A 21,061-nucleotide genomic window follows, 5' to 3' on the forward strand; every position below is an offset into this window, starting at 1 on the left:
CAGTTCGGCGAGGCCTGATTGTGACGAAACAGAAGCGACGCGTCTGGTGGGGCGACTTCAAGGCTGCCGACTTTGCGTCGATGGATCTAGAAAGGACCATCGCCGTCATACCGGTCGCCGCAATCGAGCAGCACGGCCCGCATTTGCCCGTCTCGACAGACCTGTCCATCATGGAAGGCATGCTGGCAGAGGTCTTTGCCCGCCTGCCTGAAAATCTCGACGCCCGCTTCTTGCCCATCCAGGCCGTCGGCAAGTCCGACGAGCACATCCATGCGCCGGGCACGCTCAGCCTGCCGGCCAACATGCTGGTCGACGCCTGGACGGAACTCGGCGCGTCAGTTGCCCGAGCAGGTATCCGCAAATTCGTGTTTCTGACGTCGCATGGCGGCAACGAAGAGGTCATGGGCATTGTCTCGCGTGAACTACGTGTGCGCTTCGCAGCCCTTTCGGTGCGCACAAGCTGGGGGCGTTTCGGCTACCCTGAAAGCCTCTACCCTGGCCGAGAGATCCAACTCGGCATCCATGGCGGCGACGTCGAGACATCGCTGATGCTGCATTTCCGGCCCGATCTGGTCGACATGGCTCAGGCTGAGGATTTTGCCTCGAGTTTCGAGCGTGCCGAAAAAGAGTTCGAGCTGCTGCGCTCGCATGGCCAGCACGGGTTTTCGTGGCTCGCCAGCGACCTCAACCCCCAGGGCGTCGTCGGCAATGCTACTGTGGCAACAGCGGAAAAAGGCCGGTTGACTGCGGCTCATCAGGCTGAAGGCTTCATCCGGCTGTTGCAGGACATCCGCAAGGCAAAGCTGTCGGAGTGGCTGGCCTAACCAACCAGCGCGCGCCAGGCCTCGAAATAGTCGCGCAACGATCCAGCGGCTGTTGCCTCCACCCTGCGGAACGCAGGTTGACGGACCTGATCAGGCGCTGCCAACAATGCAGCGCCCAGGCTGGTGCCTGTGGCGCTGCCCGACCCGGGGAGTACGTTGCGCCCGGTGGCTGCAGCCAGCATCGCGCAATAGATGCGGTTTTTCGCAAATGGCCCCTCGACGATGACCGGCCCGCCCGCGCCGGTCAGCTCCAGGCAGATCGCCGTCATCATCGCCAGGTAGAGCGACACGGCCGCGAAACGTTCGCCCGCCGATTGCGGCTCGCCACGCCAAGAAGACTTCCGTCGCGGGAACGGACCAGATCCCTGCTGGAAGGACGGCAGCAGCATCACCCCGCCACCGAGGACGGCTTCAAGATCGGCCTCGTCGCAACCCTCCCTGGCTGGCTCGACCAGCAAGGAAAATTCGCGCCCGCCCATGAAGCGTGCCGAAGCAACAGGATCGCCAAGCGCGTTGACGTTGATCAGGCAGTCACGGGCTGGATCAAGATGGCTGGCCGCACCGCCAACCGACAGCACGATGACCCACGTGCCGGTCGAAACTACGGAGAATGGTGCGCTCTGCTGAAGCAGATGCGGATAAAGCGAGGCGTTTGAATCATGAATGCCGCCAAATACCGGCGTGTCCCGACGTAGGCCGATTTCCTCGGCGAGGTCTGGCAGGACGGTGCCGAGCCGGTCGCCGGCCTTGCGTACCGGCGCCATGCGCGCGCGCCAGCCCATCCGGTCGACGAGGCTCGACCATGTTGCCTTCGCCGGCTGCCAAAGATCGGTGTGGCAGCCCAGAGACGTCGTCTCGTTCGCGAGCACGCCGCACAATCGGAACGCCCAATATTGGGGATAGGTTGCGATAGTCGACACCAGCGCGAAATCTCGTGGAAATGCCGTGGCTTGCCAGAAGAGTTGCGCACCGAGGTTGAGCCCGAGCGGCAGGCGAGGCGTGCCAGTCTCGCCAAACGGCGGACGCGCTGCATCATACTCTGCCGAAAGCACGTCGGGGCCATCATGCTCATAGTCCAGCACCGGCATGGCAAGGTTACCATCGCCGGCAAGCAGTGCGGCCGTGGCGCCATGCGTTGTCACGGAGATCGCGTCGATCGTTCGCTCTCCCTCGAGATCGGCCAGGCTCTGCTTGATGAAACCCCACAGCGCCTCGCAATCGAAGTGTGGGTATATCCCGTCGCGGATCACGACATTTGGCGTGCGGCGAACAGCGAACTCCGACAGCGTTTCGGTATCGACCAGCGCCACCTTGGCGTTGGTCTTGCCTATGTCGACGACGGCAACCGTACGAGGGCTGGTCATTTCATATGAAAAACGGTTTGCAGCGGCACCGACACCGGCTCATTATCCGGCTTGGTCGCCATGATGTCGGCCATGTGCGCCCACCAGCGTTTCATGACGGGATGATCGGGCAGAGCATCCATCGTGTGGTCAGCGCGGCGCCACAATACGCCGAACAGCATATTGGTCTCCTCGTCGAGATGGATCGAATAGTCGGAAACGCCTGCGTCCTTGAGAAGCGCCACCAATTCCGGCCAGATCTGGTCGTGGCGTTTGATGTATTCGGCCTTCATTCCAGGGTTGAGTTGCATCTTGAAGGCATATATTTCCGCGCTCATGCCAGTCGCCTCCTCCTGCCGAAGCGGTCCCACAGGATCGGCAGCGCGATGACCATGATCAAGAGCAGGCCGATGAAGATCGACATGACGATGCCCGGAACGTTGAGCAGGCCAAGGCCGAAGGTGACCAGCCCCATGATGAGAGCCGCAAGCACCACGCCCAAGATGGAGCCCGCGCCACCGAGGATACTGACACCGCCGAGCACGACCATTGTAATGACTTCGAGCTCATAGCCTTGCGCGATCGAGGGACGTGTCGAGCCAAGCCGTGAGGTGATCAGAACCGCAGCAATGCCCGACATCAGACCGGTGAGGCAAAACAGGATGAACTTGATGCGCCCGACGCGCACGCCGGAAAACTGCGCTGCGACCGCATTGTTGCCGATGGCAAAAATGCGCCGGCCGAAACTCGTCCGGTGCAGGACAAACCAGTAAACAACGGCAGCGATGGCGAACAGCGCGAGCTCGAACGAGAAAACCCACCAGACATAGCCCTGGCCGAAGAAGGCGAAGGACGCGGGATAGCCCTTGTAGGCCTGGTCGCCGAGGATTATGAAGGCCGTGCCGCGAAACAGGCTCATCGTACCGATTGTGACGACGATCGACGGCAGGCCGAGACCGGTGACCAGCAGGCCGTTGAAGGCGCCGCAGACCAGGCCTGTGCCAACGCCGATCAGCAGAACCCCAGGCGTATCTACGCCGACCTGCGCGGCCATGCCCATCAACGTCGAAGCAAGCGCTATAATCGCCGCCACCGACAGGTCGATTTCGCCCGAGATGATGAGAAGCGCCATGGCGAGCGCTATCAGCCCCTTTTCGGTGAAATTGAAGGTCAGGTCGGAGAGCGACCAGACGTCAAGGAAGTAAGGCGAAGCGAAGCTGTTGACGATGAAGATCGTGACCGCCACCGCGACCAGAAGCGCCTCCCATGAAAGGATCGCCGAACGAAACGGCTTGTCGAGCCGGTCGGGAATGCGCCGTGGCGTGGGCGTGATGTCGGTCGCGCTCATGCTGCTTCCGCCTTCCTCAGGATGATCCGTCCCTGCTTGCGCTCGCCGCGCGCATTGAGCACGACCGCAAGCAGGATGGCACTGCCCGAGATCGCCATCTGCCAGAAGGGCGAGACGTTAATGACGGGAAGTGCCGTCGAGATGATGCCGAGAAACAGCGCGCCGAGCACGGCGCCCGCGACCGAGCCGATGCCGCCGGCGATAGAGATGCCGCCGATGACGCAAGCGGCGATGATGTTGAGCTCGTATCCGTTGGCGACCTCGACCGAGGCGATGACGTAGCGCGAAATCCAGAGATAGCCGCAAAGGCCGGCGACCGCGCCCGAAAGGCAGAAGGCAAGGAACTTGGTGCGGCCGACATCGATGCCGGCATAGACCGAGGCCGTCGGATTTACGCCGATGGCATAGAACGAGCGGCCGACCGAGGTCCTGGACATCAGCACGAAAAACAGCGCTATGACAGTTATCGCGATCCAGGACAGCACGGGCATGCCGAGCAGTTGCATGCGCTGCAGCCCGACAAAGGCCGGGCTCATCTGGTCGGCATTGACCCAGGCACCGCCTGAAATCAGGAACGTGGCGCCGCGATAGATGGTGAGCGTGCCAAGCGTGACCACGATCGGCGGTATGCCAAGCTTCCACACCAGCAGACCATTGAGCGCGCCGAGCAGGAGGCCGACGCCGATGGCGACAAGGATCAGCAGCGGGATCGGAAACGCAGGGAATGCAGCGTTGATCATCGCCACCACCATGCCGGTGAAGGCAAGGTTCGACGCCATAGAGAGATCAATCGAGCGGGTCAGGATGACCACCATCTGCCCGAGCGCCAGGATCATCAGGATCGAGGTGTCGTTGAACACCGTCGCCAGATTGCCGGGGCGGGCGAAGCCGGGAAAACGCACGGAGATCAGCGCAACGAGGCCGGCGATGGCGGCAAGCAGCCAGATCTCGCGATGTTTTGCCAGCGTCTTCATGCGGCGATCCCCGCGGCGGTCTGAACCAGCGTGACTGCGTCGAGCCCCTTGTTGTCGTAGACAGCCGCAATACGACCTTCGCGCATCACCACGACGCGGTCGGACATGCCAAGGATTTCAGGCAGCTCGGACGACACCATGATCACCGACAGCCCTTGCTCGACCAGCTCGGCCATGAAGGCATGAACGGCTGCCTTCGAGCCGATGTCGATGCCCTTGGTCGGCTCGTCGAGGATGATCACCTTGGGATCGGTGGCGAGCCATTTGGCAATGACCACCTTCTGCTGGTTACCGCCCGACAGCGTGCCGACATCCTGGCTCAGCGAGGAGGCGCGCAGGTCGAGCCGCTCGGTGTATTTGCGCGCCAGGCCGAACTCTTCCTTCAACTGGAGCACGCCTGATTTCGAGGTGCGCTTGAGCGATGGGAGCGAGACGTTCTTGAAGATCGGCATGCCGATGACGACGCCCTGCTTGCCGCGCTCTTCCGGCACATAAACCACGCCAGCCTCGATGGCTTCGGCGGCGGAGCGCGGCGCGACGGGCGCCCCGTCCAGCGTCATGGTGCCCCGGCTCGTCCTGGTGATGCCGAAGACCGCGTGCATGAGCTCGCTGCGGCCAGCGCCGACAAGACCGTAGAAGCCGAGTATCTCGCCCTTGCGCAGTTCGAAGCTGATGCCGTCGAATTCGGTCGGGTGCGAAAGGTCCGAAACACTCAACATCGGCGCGCCGATCTGCGGCTGGCGCTCCGGAAAAATGTGATCGACGGCACGGCCGACCATCATCTTGACGATCTCGTTCTGGCTGGCATCGGCAAGCAGCCCCTCGCCCACCATCTCGCCATCGCGGAAGACGGTGTAACGCTCGGCGATGCGGTAGATCTCGTCAAACTTGTGGCTGATGAACAATATCGCCTTGCCCTCGCGCTTGAGCAGGTCGATCAGTTCGAAAAGGTCCTCGATCTCCTTGGCGGAAAGTGCGGCCGTCGGCTCGTCCATGATGACGATCTGGGCGTCGATCGACATGGCGCGGGCGACCGCTACCAGGTGCTTGTTGGCGATGCCGAGGTCCTTGAGGCGCGCATCGGGATCGATGTGGGCGGCCCCCATGCCCTTCAGCACTTCGGCTGCCCGGCTGCGCATGGCGCGCCAGTCGATGGTGCCGAACCGCGTACGAGGCGCATGACCCAGGAAGATGTTTTCCGCCACGGACAGGTCGTCGAACAGCACGGTTTCCTGGTGGATCGCTGTGATGCCCTGCTCGAACGCGTCGTGCGCGCTGGCGAGCGAAACCTGCCGGCCATCGACGGTGATAGTGCCAGCGTCGGGTCGATAGATGCCGGTCAAGATCTTGACCAACGTCGATTTGCCAGCACCGTTTTCGCCGATCAGCGCCGTCACCTGCCCCGGATAGAGCGACAGCCCGACATTGTGCAGTGCGCGCACGCCCGGAAAAGTCTTGGTGACCCCGGCAAGCGTCAGTCGCGGCGTTGCCGGATGATCGCGCATAGGCGTCTGGGTCGTGTGGGCTTTCGTGTCCATATCCGTCTCAGGCCCTGTGGCAGGTCTGGGGAAGGCGCGGCGGGACAATGCCCCGCCGGCCACGGCGTTCCAAGATCAGTAGATCTTCGAGAACTCTTCGATGTTCTTCTTGTCGAAGGTGAAGGGTGCCGCCATCGGCGCCGAATTGGTGTCATCGAGGGTGACTTCACCGACGCGGCCGATCGAAAGCTTGGCGCCGGGCTTGGCCTCCATCTTCTTCACCGCGAGATCATGGGCAAGGTAGACAGCGGAGTAGCCGAGGTCGATCGGGTTCCAAAGCGCAACGGCCTGCGAAGCGCCGTTGTCGATGAACTTCTTGAACTCGGACGGCAGCGCGAGGCCGGTGACATTGACCTTGCCGATCAGGTTCTCGTCGGTGACGACCTGGGCTGCGGCAACGACGCCGACGGTGGTCGGTGCGATGATCGCCTTGAGGTTGGGATAGGACTTGAGCAGGCCCTTGGCCTCGTCGGTGCTCTTGGCCGAGTCGTCATCGCCATAGACTGTGGCGACGAGATTGATCTTGGGGAACTTCTCCGGCAGCGCCTTCTTGGCCGCTTCGATCCAGGCGTTCTGGTTGGTCGCGGTCGAGGATGCCGACAATATCGCGACGTCGCCGCCTTCCGGCAGATAGTCTGCAGCGAGCTTGATGATGGTTTCGCCTATCAGATTGGTGTCGGACGGGTTGAGGTGGACCTGACGGCCTTCGGGAGCAACGCCCGAATCCCACGAGATGACCGTAATGCCACGTTCCATCGCCTTCTTGAGTGCCGGCACCAGTGCGTCGGCGTCATTGGCGGAAATGGCGATTGCGTTGACCTTCTGTGCGATCAGCGCGTTGATCACCTCGATCTGCGCCTCGGCGGTAGCCTTCGTCGGGCCGGTGTAGATCACCTCGACGTCGCCGAGTTCCTTGGCCGCTTCCTGCGCGCCCTTGTTGGCCGCGTCGAAGAAGCCGTTGCCGAGCGATTTCACCACCAGGGCGATCTTGACGTTTTCGGCATGCGCGGCGGTCGCAAACATCGCGGCCGACAGTGCGGCGGCGACCATCAGTTTCCTCAGAATGCTCATCGTTTCCTCCCTAGAGCGTTGCATTCCATCAGCACTGCGGCGCGAGGCCTTCCCTCATGCGTGCAGCGAAGATTCCTCCCTACTCCTCACCTGGCTCTTGGCGACGACCAGCGTCACGCCGGCACTTTCCAGCATGGCGGCCTCCCGGTCCTCGATGTCCTCGTCGGTGATGACTGTGGTTATTCGCGCCAACCCGCACAGGATCAGGCTCGAACGCTGCTTGAACTTCGAGGAGTCGACCAGAACGACAAGCTCGTCGGCCTGATCGATCAGCTTCTGTTCGGCCTGGATCAGCAGCGGGTCGCCTTCCATCAGTCCCAGAGGACCGAGCCCCTGCGCGCCCATGAACATGCGCCGGGCATAGAAATTGCGCGTCACGTCGTTGTCGAAGGGCGACAGGATGATGTTCTGCTCGCGGTAGATCGTTCCGCCCGACAGCATCACCGTGTTCTTGGAGTGCTTGAGCAGGTGCTCGGCGATGGGGAACGAGTTGGTAAAGATCGGCATGCGCCGGTTGGTCAGGAAGTGCACCATCTGGAAGGTGGTGGTGCCGCCATTGATGATGATCGGTTCGCCATCCTTGCACAGTTCCACCGCCTCACGGGCGATCGCCCGCTTCTTGGCGGCGTTGAGCGTCTCGTTGACGCTGAACGGGCGGCCGGCGAGGCCAACGAACTGCGGCGGGGTGATTGCTTCAGCACCGCCGCGCACACGGCGCAGGCGCTTCTGAACATGCAGGGCTGCGATATCGCGCCGGATCGTTGCCTCCGACGAGGAGGTCAGGTCGACCAGTTCCTGCACCGTCACCACAGGCTTTTCCTGGACGGCGGACAGAATGATCCGGTGGCGTTCTTTTTCGTGCATGGTTCCTCCCTGCATGGTCATTAACTCATCCCGACTGCGCAGTGTCAATCATTTCCAATCAAATATTTTCATTGTGCAGTGCATCATGATCGATATTGATCGTTTCTGATTGACATATCGCGGCTGACCGTGTGATTTTGACACCCATCACGCACCGCTGTCTCGTGCGCACCGGGAGGAACAGACATGTCAGACACGCGCTCCAGCTCGCGCCTCGCCGATCTTTGGGACGACGCGAAAGCCGCTGCCATGAGCGAGCCGCAACGTCTGCTTTATCGCTCCAATCTTCTCGGTTCGGACAAGCGCATCACGAATTTTGGTGGCGGCAACACTTCGGCCAAGGTGATGGAAAAAGACCCGCTCACCGGCGGCATGGTCGAAGTTCTGTGGGTCAAGGGGTCGGGTGGCGACGTCGGCACGATCAAGCTCGACGGCTTCTCCACGCTCTACCAGGACAAGCTCAATGGCCTGAAGCAACTCTATCGCGGCGTCGAGTTCGAAGACGAGATGGTCGGTTACCTGCCGCATTGCACCTTCAATCTCAATCCGCGCGCGGCCTCCATCGACACGCCGCTCCATGCCTATGTGCCCAAGAAGCATGTCGACCACATGCACCCCGACGCGATCATTGCGATTGCCGCTTCGAAAAACAGCCGGGAGCAGACCAAGGACATATTTGGCGGCGAGATCGGCTGGCTGCCGTGGAAGAAGCCCGGCTACGAGTTGGGTCTGTGGCTGGAGAAGTTCTGCCAGGAAAACCCGGATGCCAGGGGCGTCGTGCTCGAAAGCCACGGCCTGTTTACCTGGGGCGAGACGGCCAAGGACAGCTACGAGACCACCATCCGCATCATCAATCGGGCCATCGAATGGTTCGAGCAAAATACCGCCGGCAAGACGATCTTCGGCGGCTTTGCCCGGCCAACGCTGTCAGCGCCAGAGCGCCGCGCCGTCGCTGCAAAGCTGATGCCGGCGATCCGCGGCCTGATCTCGGCGTCGGAGCCGAAGGTCGGCCACTTCGACGACCAGGACGCGGTGCTGGAATTCGTCGGCTCGAAGGAACTCGAACATCTCGCGGCACTGGGAACCAGCTGCCCCGACCACTTCCTGCGCACCAAGATCCGCCCGCTGGTCGTCGACTTCGATCCGGCCCGCCCCGACATCGACAAGACCCTCGCCGGCCTTGCCGACGCCGTGGAGGACTACCGCAAAGGCTACGCCGCCTACTACGAGCGCTGCAAGCGTGCCGACTCGCCTGCCATCCGCGACCCCAATGCGGTCGTCTACCTCGTCCCCGGCGTCGGCATGATCACTTTTGCCAAAGACAAGGCCACCGCGCGCATCTCGGGCGAGTTCTACGTCAACGCCATCAATGTCATGCGCGGCGCGTCCACGGTGTCGACCTATGTCGGCCTGCCCGAGCAGGAGGCATTCGACATCGAATACTGGCTGCTCGAAGAGGCAAAACTGCAGCGCATGCCCAAGCCGAAATCGCTTGCTGGCCGCATTGCGCTGGTCACCGGAGGTGCCGGCGGCATCGGCAAGGCAACGGCCGCGCGACTGCTGCGCGAAGGCGCCTGCGTGGTCCTAGCCGACATCGACCAGGTAGCCCTCGAAACTGCCGAACAGGAGCTGTCCAAAGCTTTCGGCAAGGACTTCGTGCGCCCTGTCCGCATCGACGTGACCAGCGAGGAACAGGTCATATCGGGCTTCACGGATACGGCAATCGAGTTCGGCGGCATCGACATACTGGTGTCCAATGCCGGCCTTGCCTCGTCCGCGCCGATCGAGGAGACGACGCTCGCTTTGTGGAACAAGAACATGGACATCCTGGCGACAGGCTATTTCCTTGTGTCGCGCGAGGCGTTCAAGCTGTTCCGCACCCAAAAGATCGGCGGCAACGTCGTTTTCGTCGCCTCCAAGAACGGCCTTGCCGCCTCGCCAAATGCCGCTGCCTATTGCACCGCGAAGGCTGCCGAAATCCATCTCGCCCGTTGCCTCGCATTGGAGGGTGCGAGCGAGCAGATCCGCGTCAACGTCGTCAATCCGGACGCCGTCCTGCGCGGCTCCAAGATATGGACCGGCGAATGGAAGGAACAGCGCGCCGCGGCCTACAACATGTCGACCGACGAGCTCGAGGAACACTACCGTTCGCGCTCGATGCTGAAGCGCTCGGTGTTTCCCGAAGACATCGCCGAGGCGATCTACTTCTTCGCCTCCGACATGTCGGCCAAATCGACCGGCAACATCATCAATGTCGACGCTGGCAACGCGCAGAGTTTTACGCGGTAGGACGGTTGACGAGACGCTGCCCCTCATCCCCCTGCCGGGACCTTCTCCCCGTAGAAGGGGGCTGGCCACAACGGCACCGCTTGTCTCCTTCTCCCCGCTTGCGGGGAGAAGGTCCCGGCAGGGGGATGAGGGGCAGCGCAAGCCGAAAAAACTTGGGAGGAATTTGCAGTGACCGAACAGATCATAGCGGCCGAGATTGTCGCAAAAGACAACGCCGCGCGTGAAAGCAATCTCCGCCGCGACTACGACGCGCTGGGCGAGCAGCTCGAGCGGCGCGGCATCAAGATCGACGCCATCCGCGACAAGGTGCAGAATTTTGGTGTCGCCATCCCGTCCTGGGGTGTGGGCACCGGCGGCACGCGTTTTGCTCGGTTTCCGGGCACTGGCGAGCCGCGCGATATCTTCGACAAGATCGAGGATTGCGCCATCATCAACGAACTGACCAAGGCGACCCCCACCGTGTCGCTGCATATCCCCTGGGACAAGGCCGACGCCAACAGGCTGAAGCAGGCGGCGAGCCGCTTCGGTCTCGGCTTCGATGCCATGAACTCCAACACCTTCTCCGACGCCAGGGGCCAGGAGCGTTCCTACAAATACGGTTCACTGTCGCACGCCGACGCCGGCACCCGCCGGCAAGCGGTCGAGCACAATCTCGAATGCATCGAGATCGGCAAGACGATCGGCTCCAAGGCGCTGACGGTATGGATCGGCGACGGCTCGAATTTCCCCGGCCAGGTCAATTTCGCCAAGGCCTTCGAGCGCTATCTTGATTCGATGCGCGAGATTTACGCAGCCTTGCCCGAGGACTGGCGGCTGTTTTCCGAGCACAAGATGTACGAGCCTGCCTTCTATTCGACTGTCGTGCAGGACTGGGGCACCAACTACATCATCGCTAAGGAGTTGGGGCCGAAGGCGTTCTGCCTCGTCGACCTCGGCCACCACGCGCCCAACGTCAACATCGAGATGATCGTCTCCCGGCTGATCCAGTTCAAAAAGCTCGGCGGCTTCCATTTCAACGATTCGAAATATGGCGACGACGACCTCGACGCCGGCTCGATCGACCCATATCGGCTCTTCCTCGTCTTCAATGAGTTGGTCGACGCCGAACTCAACCACGCCGACGGCTTCAACCCTGCCCACATGCTCGACCAGAGCCACAACGTCACCGATCCGATCGAGAGCCTGATGCTGTCGGCGGTCGAAGTGCAGCGCGCCTATGCGACGGCACTGCTGGTCGACCGGACGGCGCTGGAAGGTTTCCAGGAAACCAATGACGCGCTGATGGCGACCCAGACGCTGAAAACCGCCTACCGCACGGATGTCGAACCGATCCTTGCCATGGCGCGACTCAGATCAGGCGGCGCCATCGACCCCGTCGCCTCGTACCGCGCGGCGGGCTACCGCTCCAAGGTGGCCGCGGAGCGTCCGGCAGTGGTGGGCGGCAGCGGCGGCATAGTCTAAAAGTCCAGTCCGAAGGGCACGCCTTCGAAGCAATCGGCACCGCGGCCGATTGCGGCAATGGCCGCCACCATGCGCCCGTCGCGGCCCAAAATCTGGTCGGCGACAGCGATCAGGCGCGGATTGGGCGTCGCCGATGGCGACAGCCGGCGCAGCGTAGCGGCAAGCTCGGCCTCGTCTCGCGTTGGCGAGAACGCCGCGGCGATGATGTAGGCCGAGGCCGTCGACCGGCTGACCCCGGCGTAGCAGTTGATCGCCAGCGGCCGCGACCGGTCCCAGCTGTTCGCGAAATCCAGGATACGGCGCACATGCGCCTCGCCAGGCAGCGTCATGCCGTCTTGCTCGGCAGAGATGTCGTGCATGTTCATCAAAAGGTGGTTTTCAGCGCGGATCGCATCCGGCCGCGTCATCTCGGTGCCTGTCGTCAGCAGCGAGATCAGCCGTTCGGCGCCCACACGTGCAACCGTCTCGTCGACCTTGGAGAGCGGGCATACATAGATCATCCGACCGCCCCCTTGGCTTGTTGCCGGTCCTGCGCCCAGTCACCCAAGGCAATGTCGAGCCGTCGCCACTCCAATTCGGTACCCGGCAAGCCGCAGCGCAGTTGCGTCGGACGGTCGGCAAACCTGCGTACCAATATCCCCTCGCGACCCAGAGCCTTGAACAAGCCGGCGGCGTCAGGGATGTCGACGTGGCGGAACAGCGAGGTGCCGCCGGTTACGATCACGCCGACGCGTGCAAAAGCCTGGTCCAGCCGGTGCGCGGCATGAGCGAGCGTGATCCGCATCTCGCGCTGCCAGTCGCTGTCCGACAACGCCTTGATGCCATATTCGAGCGACGGCACCGCAACCGACCACGGCCCAAGCTCTTCCTCCAGCCGCCCCGCAATATCGGGGTGTGCCAGCGCAAAACCGAGCCGGATGCCGGCCAACCCATAGAACTTGCCAAAGGAACGCAGGACGACAATGCCGCCCTGTTCGACATCGCCGGCGAGGCTCTGCGACTGAGGTCCAACATCCATGAACGCCTCATCGACCACCAGCAATCCGCCGCGCAAGCGCAGGCTGGCTGCCAGTTCGAGCAAATCGGATCGCTGCACCACTCGCCCGTCGGGATTGTTCGGATTGACCACCACGGCTAGGTCTGCGTCGAGGAGTTGTTCAAACGAATGCGCCTCCACCACCTGATGACCGGCAATCGCGGCGGCGCGCGCGTGCTCCTGATAGGTCGGTCCGAGCACGAAGGCCCGACCGGGGCGAACCAGCGAAGCAATGCGCGGAAGAAGTATCTGCGTGCCCGGTGCAGGCACCACATTGGCCGCCGTCGGCGCGCCATAGGCGGTTGCGGCGATGGCTGCGAGGTCGCGTGCGCGGCCCGGCTCGGGCAGGCGCGACAAGGCTGTGGCAGGCAGCTCGAAAAGCGGATAGGAGTGCGGGTTGATCCCGGTCGACAAGTCGACGAACGGCTCGGGCGCTCCAGGAAACAGCGCCCTCGCCCGCTCCAGGCTGCCGCCGTGGTCGACCGTCCCAGTCCTTCGTCCATCAAGAAGCGTCATGTTCGTTCCGCTAGCCTTCCTGTCGCTTCTGTTCGAACTCGGTCTCGGTTATCCGGACCGGCTGGTGCGTACCATCGGCCACCCGGTGATCTGGGTCGGAAAGCTGATATCCTTTCTCGACACCACCCTCAACCGCGCCACCGATACCGACGCCAGACGGCGTATTTTGGGTGTGGTAGCGCTCGCGATCATCGTTTGCGTTCCGGCGAGTATCGCCCTTGCCATCGAGCGCCTTTTTGGTCTTGTCCCCTTCGGCATCCTTCTCACCGCGATCGCCGCCTCCAGCCTGGTCGCCCAGCGCAGCCTCGGCAGCCATGTGAAAGCGGTGGCAGACGCGCTCGAAGGCGGCGGCATAGCCGCAGGCCGCAAGGCGGTATCGCAAATCGTCGGTCGTGACCCCGAACGGCTCGACGAAGCCGGGGTCAGCCGCGCCGCCATCGAAAGCCTGGCCGAGAACTTCTCCGACGGCATCACCGCGCCTGCCTTCTGGCTTGCCGTCTTCGGCTTCGCCGGAGGTGCCGCCTACAAGGCTGCCAACACCGCCGATTCGATGATCGGCCACCGCACCAAGCGCCACGAGGCCTTCGGCTGGGCTGCCGCCCGGTTCGACGACCTGATCAACCTGCCGGCATCGCGGCTGACCGCCCTGCTGATCGTGCTCGCCGCCTTTCTCGTGCCCGGCGCCGACCCGCACCGCGCGTGGCAGGCCGTCTGGCGCGACGCGAAAAAACACCGTTCGCCCAATGCCGGCTGGCCCGAAGCCGCGATGGCCGGCGCGCTCGGCCTCGCCCTTGCCGGTCCACGCGCTTATGGCGGGGTGATGGTCGACGATGCCTTCATGGGCGATGGCGGCCGGCGCGAAGCGCACGCGCAGGATATCCGCGCCGCACTCAGGCTTTACTGGACCGCCGATGCGCTGATGGTCTGTGCAATGGGATTGATTGCCGTCATCCTCTGGCTTTAGCCGCCCGTCAGAACTCGATACCCTTCTGCGCCTTCACTCCCGATGCAAAATGGTGCTTCGTAGCCCCCATCTCGGTGACGAGGTCGGCCGCCTCGACCAGTGCCGGCTTGGCGTTGCGCCCGGTGACCACGACATGCAATCCCTCGCGCCGGCCCTTGAGCGCAGCAACGACGGCTTCGAGGTCGAGATAGTCGTAGCGTAGCGCGATGTTGAGCTCGTCGAGCACGACAAGCGCGATGCTGGGATCGGCCATCAGCTCCTGAGCCTTGGCCCAGGCAGCCTCTGCAGCGGCGATGTCGCGCTTGATGTCTTGTGTCTCCCAGGTGAAGCCTTCTCCCATTGTGTGCCAGACGACGCGGTCGCCGAAAGCGGCAAACGCATCCTGCTCGCCCGAATGCCACGCACCCTTGATGAACTGCACCACGCCGACACGATGGCCGTAGCCGAGCATGCGCAGCGCCAACCCGAAGGCCGCGGTCGACTTGCCCTTGCCGGGGCCCGTATTGACGATCAGCAGGCCCTTTTCGACGATGGTCTTTTCCGCCACCTCGGCGTCTTGCACTGCCTTGCGCTTCGCCATCTTGGCGCGATGGCGCTCGGCCTCGGTCTCGTTGATGTCCTTCATCTCATTTCACTTTCATCGGCAAGCCGGCGACCATGAACAGCACCTCGTCAGCGCCGCCCGCTACCATTTGATTGAGCCTGCCGGCAGCGTCGCGGAAGCGACGCGCCAGCGCATTGTCGGGCACGATTCCAAGCCCGACCTCGTTGGCAACGACAAACCATGGGCCGCGCGGCCGCGACAGCACCTCGGCGAGCCGAGCGCTTTCAACCTCGACGTCATGATCGGCCAGCAGATGATTGGTAAGCCAAAGCGTCAGGCAGTCGACCAGCACCGGCGCGCCATCAGGCAGGCTGGCGAGCACGCCCACCAGATCGAGCGGCGCGTCGAGCGTCCGCCAGCCCTCGCCGCGGCGGCCGCGATGGATCGAAATGCGCTCGCGCATCTCGTCGTCATAGGCCTGCGCCGTGGCGATATACGTCCACGGCGCAGGAAACTGCGTGATGAGCCGCTCGGCATGCGCGCTCTTTCCAGAGCGCGCACCGCCAAGCAGAAATGTCAGTTTCTCAGGCAAAGCTGCCGCGCAATGCGCCCTGCGAACCCATGAAACGCTGCCGCACCGCACCGGCGACAGCACCGAGCACCACCCAGAACACCAGATTGGTGATGGTCACGGCAACAACGAAGCTGTGATGCAGATCGGCGGGGATCGGCGATTCGTGGCTTTCAGGCTGTGGCGCACCAATGATGTGTGGAGCAACAATCAGGGCAACGCCAAGGATGGCCAGCGGCAGCGACTGCTTGAAGGCGATGAGCGCCAATCCGGCCGCGGTTGCCACCACCGTCATCGTCCACCAGACTTGGCGCGCACCAAGATCGGCAGCCGGCATGGCAGGCAGTTCTGGCGGAAGCCCAAGGCCGGGAGCCAGGGTGAAGACTGCAAAACCGGCAAAACCCCAAAACACACCTTGACGCCAGTTGGCGATGCCTCCGGCGAATTCGGAAACGGCAACAAGGATCAGCGCGAAAGCAACGCCGCTGACGATGTTGGCCAGGGCCGAATAAGCGAAACGCTCGAAGCCATCGGCGGGAGCCCAGGCCTCAGCCTCTTCGGCGGGAGCTACGGCTTGCGCCGCGGGCGCGGTGGTCTCAGCGCCAGCGGCCGGTGCCGCGGCGTGGTCATGGCCGCCACCCGCATTCTCATAGGTCTCGGCCTTGAGGATCAGTGGGACGGTTGCGTAGGTTTGAAGCGCGGCAAGGATCACGCCAGCCAATAGGCCGCTGATCGCCGCGATGAACACGACGTTGCGAAACACAGACATGGTTGGGGTGCTTTCGTTAGTGGCAGGGGAAAGCCATCGAGTGGCGATAGTCGTGGGCAGCGTTGTGCACCACGTCCATATGCGAGAACCCGAGGAAGCCAACAACGAAAAGTCCGAGCAGCGCCGCAAGCGCAAGTTGCAAGGTGCGCGACTGCGAGGAAACGTCGGCGCCGATTGCAGAAATGGTATTCATCTTAAAATCCTTTCGCCCTCCACCCGAGGGCCCTTAGAAGTGTCCCTGTCGCCGGCAGGTCTCCTGGCTTGCGGATCGACACCCTTCCCCGCCTTCCCGAAGCAAGCTTCAGTGGCATTTGGGGAGAGCTAGCCGCATACAGTTGCGGGGGCAGCCACGGCTTCGGACCTTCAACAGGCCCTTACCGCATTCCCTCTTGATTCCGTAACGGAACCGACGACGCCGTGACTATAGAAACAATTGCCTTGGGCGGCAAACCAAATTCCGACGCCGGGCAGTGCGAATGCGGCGTTTTGGCGATCAGCTCCGGGCCGCGATTCGTTCGGCCACCAGATGCTGCAGCCGCCACAGATGCCGGTCGTGGATGGCGCGCTGCTCAAGGTTCTTCACCACATTGTAGAGATAGTCGGCAGCAGAGCCCCAATGGCCGCAGGTTGTGGCCAGCCGCTCGACGACATCCTCCTCTCCGAGGGCGCCGGCATAGGCCCGGCCACCGCGATTGACGACGAAGGCGAGCGCTGTCAGCGGGCCGTCATCGGTGGCAAGGTTCAGCCAGCGCGGCTTGTAGGTCGAAGGTTTCAGCGTCATCTCGCGGCGGTAGAGCTTGTCGAGCTGCTCGCGCCTGTCGCCGTCCATGAGCCGGAGCGCCACGCCCTTGCATTGGCCGCCGCGATCCATGCCCATCATCAGTCCGGGTTGCTCTTTTGTTGCCCGCCAGCGGTTCATGCTGACGCAAAACGAGCGATGCCAGCCGCGAGCCAGCGCTACCTTCTCTTCGGTGTGCTCGACCTCGGGCTTCCAGATCAGCGACCCATAGGCAAACAGCCATAGCGGCCCATGGCCAGGATGCGCACCAAGGGTTTCGTTAATCATCGCCTCATAGTCGGCATCGTCGAGATGCATCGCATCGGGATCGGGGCCGGCATCTGCCACGTCGCGATAGCAGCGGGCCACCAATTCTTCGGTCAGCGACATCCTGCGTCCGGTCATTCCCGCACCCTCAATTCCTTAACCCTGTGCACGACTGGCCGCACTGCTCTCTACCGCCCCGCTTCAACCATGATAGTGCTGCATGGGCGCTGCAACACCCGAAAACGCCAAAGCGAATGGCCATGACGATGCATCCGAGCACTGAACAAATTCAAGCCCCTTCGCGACGCGTATCGGTCATCGACATCGCCCGAGGCGTCGCCCTCGTCGCCATGGCTATCTACCACTTCGCATGGGATCTCGAATTCTTCGGCTACGCCGATCCGGGCATGACCGCCTATGGCAACTGGAAGCTCTTCGCCCGCTGCATCGCCTCAAGCTTCCTCTTCCTCGTTGGCGTCAGCCTTGTGCTGGCGCATGCGAAGGGCATTCGCTGGCCTGGCTACTTCAGGCGGTTGGCCATGGTGTCGGCGGCAGCATTGGCAATCACGGTCGCCACCTGGTTCGCCATGCCCGGCACGTTCATCTTCTTCGGCATCCTGCACCAGATAGCATTGGCCAGCGTACTCGGCCTCGCCTTCTTGCGCCTGCCGGCCCTGTTGACACTCGTCATCGCCGCTGCGGTCATCGCAGCACCCAACTATCTGCGCTCTGACGCCTTCAACCACCCGGCGCTTTTGTGGATCGGCCTGTCCACCTTCAATCCGCGTTCCAACGATTTTGTGCCGGTGTTTCCCTGGTTTGGGGCGGTACTGACCGGCATTGGTGTTGCAGGTCTCGCGCTCAAGGCCGGCCTGTTTGAAAAGCTGGCGCGCCTTCAGCCCGGCGCCTGGTCGCGGCCGCTTAGCTTCTTCGGCCGCCACAGCCTGGCCTTTTACCTCATCCACCAACCGGTCATGATTTCGTTGGTCTGGGCCTTTGCTCAGATATTCCCCGCCCCGGTCGAAACCCGCGAAGTTACCTTCCTCAAATCTTGCCAGCGCTCGTGCGAGCAAAGCCGCGACACGGATTTCTGCTCGCGCTACTGTGTGTGCATGCTCGACGAGTTGCAAAAGGATGATTCGTTCGACCGCCTCTATGCGGCCGACCAGAGCCCCGAACTCAAGGCACGTGTCGGGCAGACCGCCGCGATGTGCTCGGCCAATACCGACAACCAGACGATACCAGGAGGAGCGCAATGACTGATCTCAAGGCCGCCGCCCCCAGCAAGGTGCCGTGGCCGCCGATCGTCTATCTCCTGGCTATCGTGGCGGCTGCCGCACTCGGCATGCTCTACCCCTTGCCATGGATCACCGAGCCGCTGTCGGATCTGCTTTATGCAGCCGGCTGGCTGGCACTGGTCGGAGTCGTCGCGATCTACTACTCTGCCATGCAGACTTTGAAGCGCGCCAAGACCACGATCCGCCCTGACAGGCCGTCGGAACATCTGGTCACCTCTGGCGCGTTTTCCTTCACGCGCAACCCCATCTATTTCGCCAACACGGTTTTGATGATCGCTGTCGGGCTGATCACCGCCAATGTCTGGTTCATCTTCCTGGCGGTAATCGCGGCCTACGCCACGCAGAAGCTAGCCATCGTGCCGGAGGAAAAGCACCTGCAAGCCCGCTTCGGCAAGAAATACATCGATTACACGAAGAAGGTCCGTCGCTGGATCTGATCCGCGCTCAGGTGTTGACGCCGAGTTCGACCAACCGTTCGACACAGGATTCTTCGGCCTGGTCGAGTTCCGCCAGCGTCTCTTCGAGGTCGCGACGCTTCTGGCGCAGGTCCTCACGCTTTTCTTCGATACGCTTGATCATCAGCTTGAGTTGACCGACCTCGCCGGGCGGCTCGCGATACATCTGGATGATCTCGCGGATCTCGTTGATCGAAAAGCCGAGCCGCTTGCCGCGCATGATCTGGCGAATGAGATGCCGGTCTGACGGTCGAAAAAGCCGGGTGCGTCCACGTCGAACAGGCTGCACCAGCCCTTCATCTTCGTAAAAGCGCAGCGTCCGCGTCGAGATATCGAATTCGCGGGTCAGTTCGGTAATCGAATAGTATTCCCGCATCGTCTCTCCACCCGGCGAGCGTCGCCGCGCCGCTTCCCATTCATGCCGCGCTAGCCGAGGCGAAACCGGGCGACGGATAACGCCGCGCAGCCAAAGACCATTGTCGATCTCGGCAAGAGGATCGCACGCGACTTACGTAAAAGTCAATTGAACAACCCTAGTTGGCACCCATAGCCTTTTGGAGTGCGTAATGACCAGCAGTCCCGAATCGAAACGTCACTCGTGCTAACCACCGCCGAGATGAAGCCACCAGGTGGCAAGGCTGAGGAACGCCAGGAAGCCGATGACATCGGTGATCATGGTCGTGAAAATCGACGACGATATCGCCGGATCGGCGCCGAATTTATCCAGCAGCAGCGGAATGAGAATGCCAGCCAGTGCAGCGGCAAGCATGTTCAGGACCATGGCGGCGGCAATGACGAAGCCGAGGTCCGGATTGTGGAACCATAGACCTGCGACAAGGCCAAGGATGGTCGCGATGATCGCGCCGTTGAGCAGGCCCACCATGACTTCACGGCGAATGACGCGACCGGCGTTGTAGATGTCGAGATCGCGGGTGGCGAGCGCGCGAACCGTGACCGTCATGGTCTGGGTGCCGGCATTGCCACCCAGCGAAGCAACGATCGGCATCAGCGCGGCCAGTGCCACCATCTCCTCGATGGTTGCGCCGAACTGGCTGATGACCGTTGCCGAAATGAAGGCAGTGCCGAGATTGACCAGAAGCCAGGGCACGCGCGAACGCGAGGTCGCCCTGACCGTATCTGACAGCTCTTCGTCGCCGACGCCGCCCATGCGCAAGAGGTCTTCTTCGGCTTCCTGCTGGATGACGTCGACCACGTCATCGATGGTCAGAACGCCGACGAGGCGCTCGTTCTCGTCGACGACGGCCGCGGACAAGAGGTCGTATTGCTCGAATTCGCGCGCAGCCTCTTCCTGGTCCATCGTCGCCGGGATGGCGTGGCGCGTCTCGTGCATCACCTCTTCGATCTTGACCGCGCGCTTGGTGCGCAGGATCTGGTCGAGGTCGACCGCCCCCAGCAACTTGAAGCTCGGGTCGATGACAAAGACCTGGCTGAAACGGTCGGGCAGATCCTTGTCGTCGCGCAGGTAGTCGATGGTCTGGCCGACGGTCCAGAATGGCGGCACGGCGACGAACTCGGTCTGCATGCGCCGCCCGGCCGATTCTTCGGGATAGTCGAGCGAGCGGCGCAGCCTGATTCGCTCGGTGAACGGCAGCTGCGCCAGGATCTCGTTTTGGTCCTCGGCGTCGAGGTCTTCAAGAATGTAGACCGCGTCGTCGGAATCAAGTTCCTGCACGGCCTGCGCGATCTGCTCATTGGGAAGATTGTCGACGATGTCTAAGCGGATCGCCTCGTCGACCTCGGTCAACGCCGAAAAATCGAAGTCCGAGCCCATCAGCTCGACCAGCGCGAGCCGCTGCTCGGGAAGCAAGGCTTCCAACAGATCGCCGAGCTCGGATTGGTGCAGGCCGCTGACGTCGCGCTTCAGTGTGAGTGTGTCGCGGTCGGCGATTGCCGCCCCGATATGGGCAAGGAACGAGGCGAGAATGACCCCGTCCTCGCCATAGATTTCAGCGCGGACAGCGTCAGCGGCGTCGGCGCCGTGCATATGGTCGTTTCGGGCTTCCATCGGCGCTTCCCGTTTGCGGATTTCGGGATTCGAGGTGGGTTATCCCTAGCCCGCAACGGGCCGGAATATCAAATGAAATGCGGCCCGAAACGCCCGCGCGAGCCAGGCGGTTTTCCGCTGTTTCA

The 21,061-nt window shown here is 62.5% G+C and carries 22 protein-coding genes and 1 riboswitch; of the genes, 6 read left to right on the forward strand and 16 right to left on the reverse strand.

The genetic code is table 11. The annotated features are described in order from the left end of the window. The first annotated feature begins 20 nt into the window (after positions 1–20). On the forward strand, positions 21–824 hold the full coding sequence (locus C8K44_RS13850; RefSeq protein WP_109576370.1) for a creatininase family protein: 804 nt from the start codon (positions 21–23) through the stop codon (positions 822–824). Here C8K44_RS13850 and C8K44_RS13855 read toward each other — a convergent pair. The 7 genes from C8K44_RS13855 to C8K44_RS13885 all read right to left on the reverse strand — a co-directional run bounded on the left by C8K44_RS13855 (position 821) and on the right by C8K44_RS13885 (position 7,962). Continuing rightward, positions 821–2,188: an FGGY-family carbohydrate kinase gene (locus C8K44_RS13855; protein WP_109576371.1), complete on the reverse strand. Its 1,368-nt coding sequence runs from the start codon at positions 2,186–2,188 to the stop codon at positions 821–823. The genes C8K44_RS13850 and C8K44_RS13855 overlap by 4 nt on opposite strands. Further along, positions 2,185–2,505, reverse strand: a complete 321-nt coding sequence (rhaM, locus tag C8K44_RS13860) for an L-rhamnose mutarotase (protein ID WP_109576372.1) — start codon at positions 2,503–2,505, stop codon at positions 2,185–2,187. The genes C8K44_RS13855 and rhaM overlap by 4 nt, the downstream gene beginning before the upstream one ends. Continuing rightward, positions 2,502–3,515, reverse strand: coding sequence for an ABC transporter permease (locus tag C8K44_RS13865; RefSeq protein ID WP_109576373.1), 1,014 nt, complete (start codon positions 3,513–3,515; stop codon positions 2,502–2,504). Before C8K44_RS13865 ends, rhaM begins: the two co-directional genes overlap by 4 nt. Next, positions 3,512–4,489 (reverse strand): ABC transporter permease, encoded by a 978-nt coding sequence (locus tag C8K44_RS13870; RefSeq protein ID WP_109576374.1) that lies wholly within the window; start codon positions 4,487–4,489, stop codon positions 3,512–3,514. The genes C8K44_RS13865 and C8K44_RS13870 overlap by 4 nt, the downstream gene beginning before the upstream one ends. Further along, a complete protein-coding gene (locus C8K44_RS13875; protein WP_245417482.1) occupies positions 4,486–5,994 on the reverse strand; it encodes a sugar ABC transporter ATP-binding protein in 1,509 nt (502 codons plus the stop codon). Before C8K44_RS13875 ends, C8K44_RS13870 begins: the two co-directional genes overlap by 4 nt. Positions 5,995–6,102: 108 nt before the next feature. Continuing rightward, positions 6,103–7,098: a rhamnose ABC transporter substrate-binding protein gene (gene rhaS / locus C8K44_RS13880; protein ID WP_109576376.1), complete on the reverse strand. Its 996-nt coding sequence runs from the start codon at positions 7,096–7,098 to the stop codon at positions 6,103–6,105. A gap of 54 nt (positions 7,099–7,152) precedes the next feature. After that, complete coding sequence (locus C8K44_RS13885; protein WP_109576458.1) at positions 7,153–7,962, reverse strand: DeoR/GlpR family DNA-binding transcription regulator; 810 nt, start codon at positions 7,960–7,962, stop codon at positions 7,153–7,155. Between the two features lie 186 nt (positions 7,963–8,148). On the opposite strand from C8K44_RS13885, the gene C8K44_RS13890 reads away from it, so the two are divergent. Together C8K44_RS13890 and rhaI are read left to right on the forward strand one after the other, a co-directional pair. Next, positions 8,149–10,251, forward strand: a complete 2,103-nt coding sequence (locus C8K44_RS13890) for a bifunctional rhamnulose-1-phosphate aldolase/short-chain dehydrogenase (protein ID WP_109576377.1) — start codon at positions 8,149–8,151, stop codon at positions 10,249–10,251. A gap of 168 nt (positions 10,252–10,419) precedes the next feature. After that, complete coding sequence (rhaI, locus tag C8K44_RS13895; RefSeq protein ID WP_109576378.1) at positions 10,420–11,712, forward strand: L-rhamnose catabolism isomerase; 1,293 nt, start codon at positions 10,420–10,422, stop codon at positions 11,710–11,712. Here the strand turns inward: rhaI and C8K44_RS13900 are convergent. Further along, a complete protein-coding gene (locus C8K44_RS13900) occupies positions 11,709–12,212 on the reverse strand; it encodes a tyrosine phosphatase family protein (RefSeq protein WP_109576379.1) in 504 nt (167 codons plus the stop codon). The two genes, rhaI and C8K44_RS13900, sit on opposite strands and share 4 nt — an antisense overlap. Beyond that, positions 12,209–13,264: a threonine-phosphate decarboxylase CobD gene (cobD, locus tag C8K44_RS13905; RefSeq protein WP_109576380.1), complete on the reverse strand. Its 1,056-nt coding sequence runs from the start codon at positions 13,262–13,264 to the stop codon at positions 12,209–12,211. Before cobD ends, C8K44_RS13900 begins: the two co-directional genes overlap by 4 nt. Here cobD and cbiB point away from each other — a divergent pair. Next, the gene (gene cbiB, locus C8K44_RS13910; RefSeq protein ID WP_109576381.1) at positions 13,263–14,228 is read left to right on the forward strand and encodes an adenosylcobinamide-phosphate synthase CbiB; all 966 of its coding nucleotides are present in this window, start codon (positions 13,263–13,265) and stop codon (positions 14,226–14,228) included. The two genes, cobD and cbiB, sit on opposite strands and share 2 nt — an antisense overlap. A 7-nt stretch (positions 14,229–14,235) precedes the next feature. On the opposite strand, the gene cobO is transcribed toward cbiB, so the two are convergent. From cobO to C8K44_RS13935, 5 genes are all read right to left on the reverse strand, one after another. Then, positions 14,236–14,853 (reverse strand): cob(I)yrinic acid a,c-diamide adenosyltransferase, encoded by a 618-nt coding sequence (cobO, locus tag C8K44_RS13915; RefSeq protein WP_109576382.1) that lies wholly within the window; start codon positions 14,851–14,853, stop codon positions 14,236–14,238. A 1-nt stretch (position 14,854) separates the two neighbouring features. Then, positions 14,855–15,364, reverse strand: coding sequence for a bifunctional adenosylcobinamide kinase/adenosylcobinamide-phosphate guanylyltransferase (gene cobU / locus C8K44_RS13920; RefSeq protein ID WP_109576383.1), 510 nt, complete (start codon positions 15,362–15,364; stop codon positions 14,855–14,857). Next, positions 15,357–16,112 carry a CbtA family protein gene (locus C8K44_RS13925; RefSeq protein WP_109576384.1) on the reverse strand — a complete coding sequence of 252 codons (756 nt, stop codon included), beginning with the start codon at positions 16,110–16,112 and terminating at the stop codon, positions 15,357–15,359. Before C8K44_RS13925 ends, cobU begins: the two co-directional genes overlap by 8 nt. A 16-nt stretch (positions 16,113–16,128) precedes the next feature. Next, positions 16,129–16,305, reverse strand: a complete 177-nt coding sequence (locus tag C8K44_RS13930) for a CbtB-domain containing protein (RefSeq protein ID WP_109576385.1) — start codon at positions 16,303–16,305, stop codon at positions 16,129–16,131. A gap of 35 nt (positions 16,306–16,340) precedes the next feature. After that, a riboswitch (cobalamin riboswitch) is annotated at positions 16,341–16,538 on the reverse strand. Between the two features lie 67 nt (positions 16,539–16,605). Beyond that, complete coding sequence (locus tag C8K44_RS13935; protein ID WP_109576386.1) at positions 16,606–17,295, reverse strand: gamma-glutamylcyclotransferase; 690 nt, start codon at positions 17,293–17,295, stop codon at positions 16,606–16,608. A gap of 122 nt (positions 17,296–17,417) precedes the next feature. Between C8K44_RS13935 and C8K44_RS13940 the strand changes: the two genes are divergently transcribed. Further along, entirely contained in the window at positions 17,418–18,416 is a 999-nt protein-coding gene (locus C8K44_RS13940) for a DUF1624 domain-containing protein (RefSeq protein WP_199227092.1), read from the forward strand. Further along, the gene (locus C8K44_RS13945) at positions 18,413–18,892 is read left to right on the forward strand and encodes an isoprenylcysteine carboxylmethyltransferase family protein (RefSeq protein ID WP_109576388.1); all 480 of its coding nucleotides are present in this window, start codon (positions 18,413–18,415) and stop codon (positions 18,890–18,892) included. Before C8K44_RS13940 ends, C8K44_RS13945 begins: the two co-directional genes overlap by 4 nt. A gap of 7 nt (positions 18,893–18,899) precedes the next feature. Here the strand turns inward: C8K44_RS13945 and C8K44_RS13950 are convergent, their stop codons facing one another. Beyond that, a complete protein-coding gene (locus C8K44_RS13950; RefSeq protein ID WP_055969316.1) occupies positions 18,900–19,286 on the reverse strand; it encodes a MerR family DNA-binding transcriptional regulator in 387 nt (128 codons plus the stop codon). Positions 19,287–19,511: 225 nt separating this feature from the next. Further along, positions 19,512–20,936, reverse strand: a complete 1,425-nt coding sequence (mgtE, locus tag C8K44_RS13955) for a magnesium transporter (RefSeq protein WP_109576389.1) — start codon at positions 20,934–20,936, stop codon at positions 19,512–19,514. Positions 20,937–21,061 lie beyond the last annotated feature (125 nt).

Origin of the sequence: Aminobacter sp. AP02, assembly GCF_003148805.1 — a bacterium.
Classification (GTDB): Bacteria; Pseudomonadota; Alphaproteobacteria; order Rhizobiales; family Rhizobiaceae; genus Aminobacter.